This is a genomic window from Roseovarius sp. JB2-10, from assembly GCF_055693585.1.
The window spans coordinates 3,484,405-3,497,521 of sequence record NZ_CM146337.1 but is presented as its reverse complement, the minus strand read 5'-3'; the positions used below and the strand labels follow the sequence as shown (position 1 = coordinate 3,497,521).

The 13,117-nt window shown below is 60.7% G+C and carries 11 protein-coding genes; 6 read left to right on the top strand and 5 right to left on the bottom strand.

What is annotated here, in order from left to right; translation table 11 throughout:
- Nucleotide 1: 1 nt before the first annotated feature.
- The gene (locus ACZ1HJ_RS17415; protein WP_472719902.1) at nucleotides 2-946 is read right to left on the bottom strand and encodes an alpha/beta hydrolase; all 945 of its coding nucleotides are present in this window, start codon (nucleotides 944-946) and stop codon (nucleotides 2-4) included.
- On the bottom strand, nucleotides 946-1,236 hold the full coding sequence (locus ACZ1HJ_RS17410) for an SCP2 sterol-binding domain-containing protein (RefSeq protein WP_472719901.1): 291 nt from the start codon (nucleotides 1,234-1,236) through the stop codon (nucleotides 946-948). The genes ACZ1HJ_RS17415 and ACZ1HJ_RS17410 overlap by 1 nt, the downstream gene beginning before the upstream one ends.
- Nucleotides 1,237-1,362: 126 nt before the next feature.
- Here ACZ1HJ_RS17410 and ACZ1HJ_RS17405 point away from each other — a divergent pair, with 126 nt between their 5' ends.
- The 5 genes from ACZ1HJ_RS17405 to ACZ1HJ_RS17385 all read left to right on the top strand — a co-directional run bounded on the left by ACZ1HJ_RS17405 (nucleotide 1,363) and on the right by ACZ1HJ_RS17385 (nucleotide 6,292).
- Nucleotides 1,363-1,869, top strand: coding sequence for a tetratricopeptide repeat protein (locus ACZ1HJ_RS17405; RefSeq protein WP_472719900.1), 507 nt, complete (start codon nucleotides 1,363-1,365; stop codon nucleotides 1,867-1,869).
- 18 nt (nucleotides 1,870-1,887) lie between these two features.
- Nucleotides 1,888-4,689 carry a helicase-related protein gene (locus ACZ1HJ_RS17400; protein WP_472719899.1) on the top strand — a complete coding sequence of 934 codons (2,802 nt, stop codon included), beginning with the start codon at nucleotides 1,888-1,890 and terminating at the stop codon, nucleotides 4,687-4,689.
- Between the two features lie 13 nt (nucleotides 4,690-4,702).
- Nucleotides 4,703-5,098 (top strand): RNA-binding S4 domain-containing protein, encoded by a 396-nt coding sequence (locus ACZ1HJ_RS17395; protein WP_472719898.1) that lies wholly within the window; start codon nucleotides 4,703-4,705, stop codon nucleotides 5,096-5,098.
- A gap of 52 nt (nucleotides 5,099-5,150) precedes the next feature.
- Nucleotides 5,151-5,489 carry a ferredoxin FdxA gene (fdxA, locus tag ACZ1HJ_RS17390; RefSeq protein ID WP_472719897.1) on the top strand — a complete coding sequence of 113 codons (339 nt, stop codon included), beginning with the start codon at nucleotides 5,151-5,153 and terminating at the stop codon, nucleotides 5,487-5,489.
- A 293-nt stretch (nucleotides 5,490-5,782) separates the two neighbouring features.
- Nucleotides 5,783-6,292 (top strand): CarD family transcriptional regulator, encoded by a 510-nt coding sequence (locus tag ACZ1HJ_RS17385; RefSeq protein WP_472719896.1) that lies wholly within the window; start codon nucleotides 5,783-5,785, stop codon nucleotides 6,290-6,292.
- Between the two features lie 60 nt (nucleotides 6,293-6,352).
- Here ACZ1HJ_RS17385 and cobS read toward each other — a convergent pair whose 3' ends face one another.
- The gene (cobS, locus tag ACZ1HJ_RS17380; protein ID WP_472719895.1) at nucleotides 6,353-7,111 is read right to left on the bottom strand and encodes an adenosylcobinamide-GDP ribazoletransferase; all 759 of its coding nucleotides are present in this window, start codon (nucleotides 7,109-7,111) and stop codon (nucleotides 6,353-6,355) included.
- A gap of 65 nt (nucleotides 7,112-7,176) precedes the next feature.
- On the opposite strand from cobS, the gene cobT reads away from it, so the two are divergent.
- Nucleotides 7,177-8,205 (top strand): nicotinate-nucleotide--dimethylbenzimidazole phosphoribosyltransferase, encoded by a 1,029-nt coding sequence (cobT, locus tag ACZ1HJ_RS17375; RefSeq protein ID WP_472719894.1) that lies wholly within the window; start codon nucleotides 7,177-7,179, stop codon nucleotides 8,203-8,205.
- On the opposite strand, the gene ACZ1HJ_RS17370 is transcribed toward cobT, so the two are convergent.
- Both ACZ1HJ_RS17370 and ACZ1HJ_RS17365 read right to left on the bottom strand, forming a co-directional pair.
- Nucleotides 8,206-10,134: a cation:proton antiporter domain-containing protein gene (locus tag ACZ1HJ_RS17370; RefSeq protein WP_472719893.1), complete on the bottom strand. Its 1,929-nt coding sequence runs from the start codon at nucleotides 10,132-10,134 to the stop codon at nucleotides 8,206-8,208.
- Between the two features lie 128 nt (nucleotides 10,135-10,262).
- Nucleotides 10,263-13,094 carry a hypothetical protein gene (locus ACZ1HJ_RS17365; RefSeq protein ID WP_472719892.1) on the bottom strand — a complete coding sequence of 944 codons (2,832 nt, stop codon included), beginning with the start codon at nucleotides 13,092-13,094 and terminating at the stop codon, nucleotides 10,263-10,265.
- Nucleotides 13,095-13,117: the final 23 nt, after the last annotated feature.

Here is a 13,117-nt window from a genome sequence, read left to right as displayed (position 1 = left end):
GTCACGCTGCCTTGGGAACGGCGTCGAACATTTCACAATACCGGTTGATGGCTTCGGAACGTGTGACGGGCGTGTCCATCAGCAATTCATGCTTGCCGTCTTCGAACATCATCAGATCCGCGCCGGGCCAGGCCTCCATGCGGTTGGTGATGCGTGGGATATCGACGATCTGCTCATTGGTGCCCAATATGGTCACGCAAGGCAGGTCAGGCGAAGGCAGGCGCGCAAGATCACGGCATTCCACAAGCGCCTCGTAAAGCCAACGCAGGCTGGGCCCGCCCAGAGCGAGGTCAGGCTGCGCCAATGTCTGGTCGATCATGTATTGGTACATGTCTTCGTCATTGGTCAGCTTGTTGTTCTCAAAGGCCTCGATCAGCACGTAGCTTTTGGGCGACGTGCCCGGCGACACCAGATGATCCATACCCACCTGACGGCTGCCCCAGGACAGCGACCATGCGACCGGGCGCAGGGTCTGAGACATCTGAATACCCCACATCGGGGCCGAAAAGGCACAGGTTTCCACGGGCATGCCATTGGTGACCGCGCGCAGCCCGATGCAGCCGCCCATGGAGTGGGCCAGCAAATGCCAGGGTTTGGGCAGGTCAAGTTCTTCCGCGGCGGCCAACATTGCGTCTACGTCGCGTTGGTAATCGCCAAAGGTGATGACATGACCCGCCATGTTGTCACTGATCAGCCGATCCGCCAGTCCTTGACCGCGCCAGTCGATCGCAAAAGTGGCATAGCCGTGCTGTGCCAGCTCCGCCGCCGTCCGACCGTATTTTTCGATGTATTCGGTGCGCCCGGGAAACAGCAAAACCGTTCCCTTGGGCGCATCCCGATACCACGCGCCGACACGAATGCGCACGCCATCATCGGCCGTCAGCCACCAGGCCGCGCCGCCATCCGGACCATCCGCGATGTCGCTAAAAATAGGCGCGTCGTCCATCAGCTCAGGGCGCTTCCCAATTGCATCGCCATGCCCATGTCGCCATCTACGCTCAGACGACCCGTCATGAAGGCGGCGGTTGGGTCAAGATCACCCTCGAGGATGGATTGAAACGTATCTGCATCCGCACTCAGCGTGACATCAGCGGCGTCGTCACCTGCACGCACGCCGTCACCATCGATCATGATGGCCCCCTCGCCGTTGATGACAAACTTGGCTGTGCCGGCAAAACCGCCGTCGCCCATCTTTTCGCTCAGGGCCGCTACTGCGGATGTGATTACGTCGCTCATCTGTGTTTCTCCATTTTTCGCGCGGTAGGGGTTTGAATTCCGTCCGCGCACGCTAAACTCTACGCTGTTATGAGCGCACTGAATCACTTCCTCAAGTTTATCGTTACGGCATTTGCCGGCATAGTCATGTTTTCCTTACCTGCAGCCGCAGTTGAAGAGGCGCGATTGGACCGGCTTTTTGCCGAATTGCTCAAATCCGAGGCCCCGGAGGCCAAGAAAGTCGGTAACGAGATTGTGTTGGAACTATCTCGATCCGGCTCTTCGGCAATGGATTTGTTGCTAAAACGCGGCCGCGACGCGCTGGAAGCTGGTGACGCCCGGGGTGCAATCGAGCATTTGACGGCGCTGACGGACCATGCGCCGGAATTTGCCGAAGGCTGGCATCTGCGCGCCGTGGCCTACACCCGCGCCGAGCTTTACGGCCCTGCCATTGCCGATCTGGAGCGCGCATTGGCATTGCGTCCGCGGCACTTTCAGGCGATCTACGGTCTGGGCGTTATTCTGGAGGAATTGAACCGCCCGCAGATGGCATATGAAGCCTATAGCCGAGTTCTGGAAATTCACCCACATTACGAAGATGTGCCCGAAGCGCTGGACCGGTTGAGCGGTACACTGGACGGCGAAAACCTCTGATTTAAACGGAGCAGGCCGATGGCCGAGCAGTCACGGGTCCTGGCGGTGCTGGGGCCCACGAACACGGGCAAGACGCATTATGCGATCGAGCGGATGCTGGGCTATCCCACCGGGGTGATTGGCCTGCCGTTGCGCCTGTTGGCGCGAGAGGTTTACGACAAGATCGTCGCGATCCGCGGGCCTTCGGTTGTGGCATTGGTCACCGGCGAAGAGCGCATTGTGCCGACCCGCGCAAAATACTGGGTATGCACGGTTGAGGCGATGCCCGAAGGCATGGGCGCAGATTTTGTGGCGATCGATGAAATCCAGCTTTGTGCTGATCCCGAGAGGGGTCATGTCTTTACCGACCGGTTGCTGCACATGCGGGGCCTGCGCGAAACCCAGTTTCTGGGCGCACAGACCATGCGCAAGACCATCGCGGCACTGGTCCCCCGGGCTGAATTTCTGGGCCGTGAGCGGATTTCGCAGCTGACCTATGCAGGTCCCAAGAAGATCGCGAAAATGCCTGCGCGCAGCGCCATCGTGGGGTTTTCGGTTGATAACGTCTATGCGATTGCCGAGCTGCTGCGCCGTCAAAAAGGCGGGGCCGCCGTGGTGATGGGCGCGCTCAGCCCGCGGACGCGCAATGCGCAGGTTGACCTCTATCAGAATGGCGACGTGGACTATCTGGTGGCCACGGATGCGATTGGGATGGGGTTGAACCTTGACGTCAACCATGTGGCGTTTTCGTCGCTGACCAAGTTTGACGGGCGTCGCATGCGGCAGCTGGCCCCAAATGAATTGGCGCAGATTGCCGGACGTGCGGGCCGGGGCATGCGCCACGGAACCTTTGGGGTAACCGGCGAGGCGCCAGATCTTCCGGATGAAGTGGCCCGCGCGATCATGGATCACCAGTTCACGCCGATCCGCAAACTGGAGTGGCGCAATTCGGATTTGGCGTTTGGATCCACCAAGGCGCTCATCGCGTCGCTGGAGGCACGGCCCGCAGATGAGCTTTTGGCCCGCGCCCGTGAGGCGGACGACCTTCTGGCGCTCCGAACCTTGTCGGAGGTGGCGGAAATCCGCGCGCGCGCCGGTGACGGGCCGTCGGTCCGGCTGTTATGGGATGTCTGCCGGATCCCGGATTTTCGGGGCATCAGTCAGGCGGAACATGCAGCACTTTTGCAAATAATTTATGCAGACCTACATGAAAAAGGCCGGATATCAGACGATTGGCTGGCCCGGCAGGTGCGGCGTATAGATCGCACTGATGGAGACATTGACACATTGTCGTCAAGGTTGGCCTATATCCGCACCTGGACCTATGTTGCACAGCGAAAAGGCTGGGTTGATGACGAAAACCATTGGCGCGGTGCAACGCGCGCGGTAGAAGACCGCCTGTCGGACGCGTTGCACGAGCGTTTGACGCAGAGATTTGTGGATCGGCGCACTTCCGTGCTATTGCGCCGGCTCAAGCAGAAGGAGGCCATGGTGGCCGAGGTAAATGATAGTGGTGACGTGACAGTCGAGGGCGAATTCGTCGGTCGACTTGAAGGGTTCAGGTTCATTCAGGACAAAGGTGCCGCAGGGCAGGAGGCCAAAACGCTGGCCCAGGCCAGCTTGCAGGCCCTGGCACCGCATTTTCACCTCAAGGCGGACCGTTTTTACAACGCGCCCGACACCGAAATTGATTTCACCGAACAGGGTGGCCTGATGTGGGGCACGGATGCGGTGGGCAAGCTGGTCAGCGGCTCAGATCCGCTGAAACCCGAGGCTGTGGCCTTTGTGGATGATGCCGCAGGGACAGATGTGGCGCAAAAGGTGCAGCGGCGCCTGCAGCATTTCATCGACCGCAAGATTGCCACGCTGTTTGAGCCCATTCTGAACATTCAGCGCGATGAAACACTGGGTGGTCTGGCCCGCGGATTTGGGTTCCGCATGGTCGAAGGCTTCGGGATTATCCCGCGTGGTGACGTGGCGGATGAGGTCAAAGCGCTGGATCAGGACGCGCGCGGCATGCTGCGCAAACATGGCATTCGCTTTGGCCAATTCACGATTTTCATGCCGCTTCTTCTGAAGCCTGCACCAACACGGCTCAGGCTGGTTTTATGGTCTTTGGCCAATGGGTTGGACGAGTTTCCTGAAGCGCCTCCGCCGGGTCTGGTCACAGTGCCGTCGGGTGCTGCTGGTGCCACGCCGCAAGGGTTTCATACCATGTCGGGTTACCGCGCCGCGGGTGAACGGGCGATCCGGATCGATATGCTGGAGCGTCTGGCGGACATGTTGCGCACCGAGGACAGCCGGGGCGGATTTGAAGCGTCGGCGGATATGTTGTCGATCACCGGCATGACACTCGAACAATTTGCAGATCTGATGCAGGGCCTTGGCTACAAGGCGGAGCGCGGTGAGCGCGCCAAAGTCAAGCAGCCCCAGCCAGAACCCGCCGGGGCGGATAAAGCGGAAGCCGCACCGGACGAGGCCGTTTCAGAAGAGGCGGCAGCAACAGATACTGGCGATCAAGATGCAACCGCTGCAGCTGCGCCTGATGAAAGCCCAGGTGAAACACCGCCCGAAGCAGAGGCGGAAGCGCCTGCCGCGTCGGATGCAGCAGAGCCCGAAATCGAAGTGTTCTACACCTTCGCCTGGGCACCGAAGCCCCGCGGCAACCGTCCCCAACAGGACCGCAAACCGCGCGGCAAAGGCAAGCAGGGCAAGGGCAAACCGCGTGGGGGTCAGGATAAGGGTGCAAAAACCTATTCTTCCAAACCGCAAAAGAAGGATCGCATTGATCCCGATAATCCGTTTGCCGCGGCCCTGATGGGGTTGAAAGACAAAACCTGATTGGCGGCATCGGGTGAGTGATACGACAGAAAAACTCAGGCTGGACAAATGGTTATGGCATGCGCGGTTCTTCAAGACCCGCAGCCTGGCCGCCAAGGAAGTGAGCGCGGGACATGTGCGGGTCAATGCGACGCGCGTCAGTAAACCGGCCACTCAGATTGTACCCGGGGATGCGTTGACCTTTCCGCAGGGGCGCGTCATCCGAGTGGTTCGAATTCTGGCGTTGGGTGCGCGGCGTGGTCCAGCCCCTGAGGCACAGGCGCTTTATGAGGATCTGACACCGCCGTCCTCCGAAACAGCCAAAACCCGGAAGAATGATCCACCGGCCCCGCGATATGAGGGAAAAGGGCGGCCAACCAAACGGGATCGCCGTAAACTCGACCTGAATAAGCCCGAGGCGCTTGATTGATCCATGTCACTGGATTAGGTGAGGGCTGCGCGACTAAGACAAGAGACTTTGGATGACCTATATCGTCAACGACAGCTGCATTGCCTGCAAATACACCGATTGCGTTGAGGTATGCCCCGTGGATTGTTTCTACGAGGGGGAGAACATGTTGGTCATCCATCCGGACGAATGCATTGATTGCGGTGTCTGCGAGCCGGAATGCCCGGCAGACGCGATCCGCCCGGACACCGAGCCGGACATGGAAAAATGGGTCGAGTTCAACCGGAAGTACTCGGAAATGTGGCCGGTGATCATCACCAAGAAAGACCCGATGCCGGATGCCGAAGAGCGCGACGGCGAAGAGGGCAAGCTCGAGAAATACTTTTCGGAAGAGCCGGGCGAAGGCGGATAAGCCACCAAGTGAACTGATTCGTTTATCGCCGGAGCTGCGCTGGCAACTGGGCCAGTCTCGTGGCTTAAGTGTCTAATTTTCCACGCTTAGAACGGAATTTCTACCTGCTCCACTTTCGAAACCGCTGAAATTGTGTTATACAATCTTCACAAATGTAGACATCTGCCTGATATCCATCTGCCCGCGCTCACGTTCGGGGATGGATTTCTTTGCGCCTGAAACGACCTGCAAGCGTTGACTTGTTCGGATGGTTTAAGCGTTTTTGACCGGCGCCCCCTAATGAGGAATTCTGAATGAGCAAGTCCAAGAAGCTCGATTTTCGCCCCGATGACTATGTCGTATATCCCGCGCATGGCGTTGGCCAGATCGTATCGATTGAAGAGCAGGAAATCGCTGGTATCAAACTCGAGCTCTTCGTGGTCTCGTTTGAAAAAGACAAGATGACGCTGCGGGTGCCCACCAACAAAGCGACGGAAATCGGCATGCGCAGCCTGTCGAGCCCGGATGTGGTGTCCAAGGCGATGACCACGCTCAAGGGCAAGGCCAAGGTGAAGCGCGCCATGTGGTCGCGTCGTGCGCAGGAATATGAGCAAAAGATCAACTCCGGCGATCTGATTGCAATTGCCGAAGTGGTTCGTGACCTGCACCGCACTGATGATCAGCGCGAGCAGAGCTATTCCGAGCGTCAGCTGTATGAAGCGGCTCTGGAGCGTCTGACCCGCGAAGTGGCCGCCGTCAGCGGTGGCGACGAAGTGCAGGCCACCAAGCAGGTGGATGAAGTGCTGGTCTCGCGCGCCGCCTGATCCGCTCTGATCAACAACGAATTAAACCGCGTCCGGATTGGGCGCGGTTTTCGTTTGTGCTCAGGCCAGGAGGCAAAAGAGCACTGCGATTTCAGCCAGTTGTTGCGACGCGCCCAGGATGTCACCGGTCTGTCCGCCGATCTTGCGCCGGGCGATTGACCCGAGGCCCCACATCACCGCGGCCGCCGCCAAGACCGCCCAAAGCCCGCTCAAACCCGCCAGCATGATGGCCACGCCCCCGGCGACCGCCCAGGCGATGGCGGCGGTGGCGCTGTCTGCCCGGCCAACGCTGTGCGACAGCCCGGTGTCACGGGCATGGGGCAGGCGCGACATGAGCGTTGGCATGGTGGCCCGAGACAGGGCCCCGCTGACCAGCAGCGCGATCACTGCGGTTGCCGTGCTGATTTCAAAGGCAAGCCAGAGGGCCGCGCCGCGCGCCAGTGTCGCCAGAACCAGTGCCAGGACGCCGTAGGTGCCAATATGGCTGTCCTTCATGATCTCGAGCCGTGCATCCGGGGTCCATCCGCCCCACAGCCCATCGGCGGTGTCAGCCAGACCGTCCTCGTGCAGTGCACCGGTGACGATCATCATCGTGGCCACAGACAAAAGCGCTGCTGCAAGGGCGGGCAGCCCTACCCCCAGTGCCAGAGCGCCCACAAGTGCGGCGATCGCGCCAACCAGCAGACCCACCAACGGATAGGCCCATGCCGCCGCCGCGCCGCGTGACGTGTCCCCAACGGGCACAGGCAAACGCGTCAACAGACCGACCGCCCCGGGAATATCGGAGGCCTGTATCAGCTTGGGGTCGTTTTTTGCCATTTCCTGCGTCTTTTCGGCTGTGTCTACAATTCGGCCTGCGATACACAGGCAACAGATAACATGCAATGAGCAAGCCCATGTGCCAAGACTTCTCAACCCTGTCCGAATTTGCCGCCGTGTTGGGTGATCTGCCGGGTATGGATAACGCGGCCGAAGCCGGTGCGCGGGCGCGCAATGCGCAGCTTACGAAGCCCCCGTCCGCCTTGGGCCGGTTGGAGGAGGTGGCCGCGTGGTACGCCGGTTGGCGTGGAGACGAACGGCCTGATCTGACGCGCCCGCAGGTGATCATTTTTGCCGGCAATCATGGGGTGACGGCGCAGGGCGTGTCGGCCTTTCCCGCGGATGTCACGGCGCAGATGGTCGAAAACTACCGCCATGGCGGCGCTGCGATCAACCAATTGGCGCGCACGTTTGACGCCAAGCTGGATGTGCATGCCTTGCACCTCGACACGCCTACGGATGACTTCACCCAAGGCCCGGCGATGGATGAGGCGCAGGTGGTCGAGGCGTTGAAAACAGGGTGGGACGCGGTGGATCCGGATAGTGATCTGCTGGTCACCGGGGAAATGGGCATTGGCAACACCACCAGTGCGGCAGCCATCGCCCTGGCATTGTTCGGCGGTGAGGCCCGCGATTGGACGGGCGCGGGGACCGGTGTGGATGCGGACGGTATCGCCCTTAAAACCAGGGTGATCGAAGCGGGTCTGGCGCAAAACCCATCGGCAAAAGGCAACGGCCTTGAGGCGTTGCGCTGTCTTGGGGGCCGCGAAGTTGCCGCTATGGCCGGGGCGATGACGCGTGCGCGGATGTTGCGCATTCCGGTCCTGCTGGACGGGTTCATCTGCACGGCGGCGGCGGCGGCGCTCCAGCAGGTGTCGGGCGATGCGCTGGATCACGTCATTGCCGGGCATCAAAGTGCTGAAGCGGCACATGGCGCCATGCTGCGCCATCTGGGAAAAGAGCCGCTTTTGTCGCTCGGCATGCGGTTGGGCGAAGGCTCTGGCGCGGCGCTGGCCATCGGCATCCTGAAGGGCGCGATTGCCTGTCATTCCGGCATGGCGACCTTTGCCGAGGCGGGTGTTGCGGGCGGCTGATTACGCCTCGTTGTCCTGATCCTTTTCGGCAACCGCTTCTTCCAGTTGCGACAGAAGCATGGTTTGCAGGTCTTTCTCCAACTCCATGGCGCGGTCGATATAGGCCTTGTTTTCAATCGTCGGAATGTTGGGGTTCCAAAGCGTCGCCAGTTCCTTCACCGTTTGCCGGTCGTGATGATAGAACGCGGTTTCCAGTTGTGATGCCTCATATTCGGTCAATCCGACATTCTCGAGCACATAGCGCCCGGCCCGCAGGGAGCTGTCAAACAGCTCGCGCACGATATCATTGGCCCCGGCTTGGAACAGGCGGAAGACATGGGTACGGTCCCGCGCACGGGCCACGATATGCAGGTCGGGCCGTTCACGCCGGGCAAATCCGACCAGCTTGATTGCCGCTTCGGCGTCGTCCAGCGCCACGACCAGCACTTTGGCTTCCTTCAACCCCGCCGCCAGCAACAATTCAGGGCGCGTGGGGTCGCCAAAAAACCCCTTGATCCCGAAGCGCCGCATGCGTTGGATCGCGCCCAGATCGTGATCCAGAACCACCGTGTCAAAGCCGCTGGATCGCACCAGCCGGTTGACCACCTGACCAAAGCGGCCGATACCCGCGATGATCACAGGGCCTTCGTGGTCAATCTCATCCGGTTCGTGATCCTCCGAGGCGTCCTCCATCCGGTGCGACAGCCAGTCATAGAGAATGAAGAGGAGCGGGGTGATCAACATCGTCAACGCCACCACCAACAGCAGCAATTCAGACATTTCACGGGGGATCACATTGGTCTGAATCGAAAATGAGATCAGCACAAAGCCGAATTCACCGGCCTGTGCCAGCGACAGGGTAAAGAGCCACAAGGCGCGCCCGTGCAGCTTGAACATCCGACCCAGCATATAGAGCACGCCACCCTTCAGCAGGATGATGGCAAGCGCCAGACCGACCACGATGATAAACTCGCCGAAGAGTACGGTGAAATTGATCCCTGCGCCCACGGTGATGAAGAAAAGCCCCAGCAACAGACCTTTGAACGGCGCGATATCGCTTTCCAGTTCGTGGCGGAATTCGCTGCTGGCCAGCACCACGCCGGCCATGAAGGCACCAAGCGCCGGGGAGAGGCCGACGAGATACATCAGAAAGGCAATGCCCACGACGATCAGCAGAGCAAGCGCCGTGTACATCTCGCGCAGGCGCGCCGCGTGGATGAACCGGAAGATCGGGCCAATCAGGTAGATGCCCGCAAGGATGATGGCCGAAATCGCCCCGATGGTGACCAGCGTCACCCCCCATCCGGGCAGGCCCTGCACTAGCGAGATTGCGGCTTCATGGGTGGCATTGGCGGCGTCATGCCCGTGGCCATGGTCATCGGTTGGCGTACCGGTGATCCGTTCCAGCGCGCTGCCCAATACGTCCTCCGGCCGTTTCGGCAGGGCCAGAAGTGGCAGGAAAGCCAGCATGGGGATGACGGCAATGTCCTGGGTCAGCAGCACCGAGAACGCAGATCTTCCGCCGCCCGTCTGCATCAAGCCCTTCTCGGAGAGGGTTTGCAAAACGATCGCAGTTGAGGAAAGGGCGAATATCAGACCGATGGCCAGAGATATGCTCCAGATCTGGCCCAGCATCATGGCCCCGGCCATCACCAGAAACGTGGTAATCCCAATCTGCAACCCACCCAGACCAAGCAACCGGTGGCGCATGTCCCAGAGCGCTTTGGGTTCCAGCTCCAGCCCGATGATAAACAGCATCATCACCACGCCGAATTCCGCAAAGTGTTGTAATTCTTCGGTTTCCTGGCCAACGAGACCGATCACCGGGCCGATCAGAATGCCCGCAGCGATGTATCCCAGAACCGATCCAAGTCCCAATCTTGCGGCCAGTGGTACGGCGATGACGGCCGCGGCCAGATAGATTGAAGCCTGAAACAGAAATCCTTCCATCAACGGGTCCTTTTGTCGTCGTCACAATACCTGACACAGCGCGCGGCTTGTCTTTGGCGACATAAAAGTTGCAATAGGTGATTTAGGTATCAGTTCTATCACAATTACAAGATGTAGCGAGGGGGTGATTACCCTTTTGGCATCTGAAGCACGACGTTGCGGCCGCCTTTGCGGTAACGCAGCTCGCCATCGCCGATGGCGGACACTTTGCCGCCGTCCAGCCGATCACCCACCTCAACCTTGCGGTAGCGCCCGTTTGACAACCGGACCAGCGCGCGGCGGCTGTTGGGGGTGCCGTAAACGCCGATCAGATTGACCTTGCGCAGTTTCAGTACATTGCGCTGTGTTGCCTGTTTGGCGACGGATGTGGTGGTCGGAATGCGCGGTGCAACCCGCTGCGTTGCGCTGACGGCGACGGCGGTTTCCTGACCCTGCGTGCTGCGCTTGACGATGCTGTCAAAGTTGTTCGGCCTTGTGTTCGGTTTGAGCGAGGACGCCACAGCCTGAGGTGTGGCGCTGATCACGGCGGTGTCTGATTGCACGGCCTCGGTTACTGCGCTGTTGACCGCATCAAGATCAATGAACGGGGTGACCGGCACCTCATCGGTCTCGGCAGGGGCCTGATCGGCCAGTGCCACGCGTTCCTGCGCGCTCTGAGGTCGAAGTTTGGGGCGCAACCCGGCCAGTTCGGTCAGGGTGCGACCGCTCAGGTTTTCACGCTCGTTTTGTTCCACGAGATCGCCGGGGCGGGTCTTGGGGCGGAATGCGGCCAGACGCAGCACAGCGGGATCTACCGTCGGTACGGGTGTTGCGATCACTTCTCGCTTGGGCATGGCGGCCGGACGGATCGGTGGCTGACCTGCGAACACCAGAATGCCATCGGGGGTGAGCGCGCCGCGTGTCGTCGCCTCGACCAAACCACGTTCGTCAAAGGCAAACACCGTGCCGGCGGAGGCAGGCGAATTCGGCGTGTCCGGGCGGGTATCGGCGCGCATGGCATTGGGATCGGGCAGGGCGACCGCGTCCTGGATCACCACGCCGCGATCAATCGAGGTCTGATAGAAATCCTCGATACTGCCCGGCGTCGGGGCCTGTGGGGTTTCGGGCGCAATCGGCCAGATGCCAGTGGCCGCGTAACGCGCGCGCGCCTCATCATCGGTCAATGGCTCGGGCAGGGGCGCGCGAAGCGCTTCTTGCAGCCCCGGGTCAACCTCTTCGATGGTCTGCGGTAGCGCGGCAATGACCGTGTCTTCTGTTTGCGGCGTATTCTCTTGCTGCAGTTCTGGTTCAGGGGTCGGCACCGCAGGCACGTCAGCAATCTGGATTTCCGGATCATCGCGGAAGAACCGGGCCAAACCGTCATCGAGGAAAATCGAGGCCCATGCCGCGACACCCACGAGGAAAAGCAGCAACACCGCCGTCAGGATCAGGCCGAGATATTTGGGTTTGCCGCCCACAATCGCGGCCTCGCGCGCGCCGAATACCGTCATGCGCTGTTCTTCAGCCAGCGCCGGGTCTGCGTGGCGCGCCGATGTGCCCGCCGTCTGCGCGGCAAGCCGGGCCGCAACGTTGGGGGGCGGTGCGATTGGCGTTGCGCGGGTGGGGGTGTCATCCCGCGCCGGAGCCGCCACGGGTGGCGCGACCGGCGGTGCAGCAGGTGTCACATCCGGCGCGGCCAGCGTAGCGGTGCGACGGGTGGAAAAAGCGCCGGGTTCAACCGGGGCGGGCGGGGCCGTTGCTGGCGAAGTCGTGATAGGCTCGGCCGCCTGCGCATTGGAGTCCGAGGTCTCTTCCGTTGGTGCGTCTTCGTCGTCCAGATCAATCGGCAGACGATCGGACAAGACTTCGGACGACACGTGAACGGGGCTGAAATGCCGGGCAACGCCATCCAGTTTGGGGGCTGTGGCGGGCGGGTTGCCACGGCGCGCACGAATGCTGGAAAAGGCCGATGGGTCCGCGTCAGTTGGCAGCGCAGGTGCCGGATCCGCTGCGACCTCGGGCGAGGGGGGCGGCGTCGGCTCAGGGGCCGTTTGAGCCATATCGTCCGGATCGGGCGTGACGTCTGCGGGTTCTTCTGTGGGCGCGTTTTCAGTATGCGGCGCGCTCTCTGTTTCCGGTAGCGGATCAAACACGCGGTCTGTCTCAGCAAACCCAGATACGGTTTGGTCTGCGGTTGCGGCTGCGCTCTCAAATACAGGCAGAGGCGCTTCGGGTGTTTCGGTGGTGTCCGCCAGTTCAGCGACCGCGTTGTCGGCAATTTCGCTCTTCGGCACTACGTCCGCCACGATGCCGTTCAGGGCATCCAATTCATCTTCGATCTCGACCGCTTCAGATGCATCAGGCGCTTTGAATTCTGGTTCAGGTGCGGGCGGCTGTGCGACCTCCCGCTCCATGGGGGGTGCGGGTGGGATTTTGGCGGTACCAATGATCCGGATCGCGACAGGATCGCGCTCGATCTCTGCGTCTGGCACTGATTGCTCGACATGAGCCGTTTTGCCAAAAAATGGTTCCCCGGCGAAATCATCCGGTCCGGGGATGGAGACAAAAGACACAGGGTTGAACCGGTGTTCTTTGGCAAACGCCTCTGCCTCGCGCAACGTCTCGCGGGCGACAGCCGCCACGTGAACCGTGCCTTCAGACTGCGTCCAGTCAAAGGCCAGCTCGTCCAGCGCATAAGGTGTTGCCCCTTCGAGGTTACGCGCCACGGCGGCGGGCATATCCTCATCCGAGAGATCACCCGCTTCGAACGAGACATATCGGATTTGATCGTTGGGAATAACCAGTTTGCTTCGGATGCCCGAGGCATCAAGCTCATTCGCGGCCTGGTTCAGTTCGGCCAGTTCGCCCAGTAAATCAGGCGCATCCAGGCCGATTTCGCCGACCTTATGCCAGCCCGGAAAGGCCCTGTGCAAAAGGCCTATACCCTCGAAAGACAAGGTCAGGGCAAAATTCGGTTTCATGATCAACGCTCTACCACCTGGTC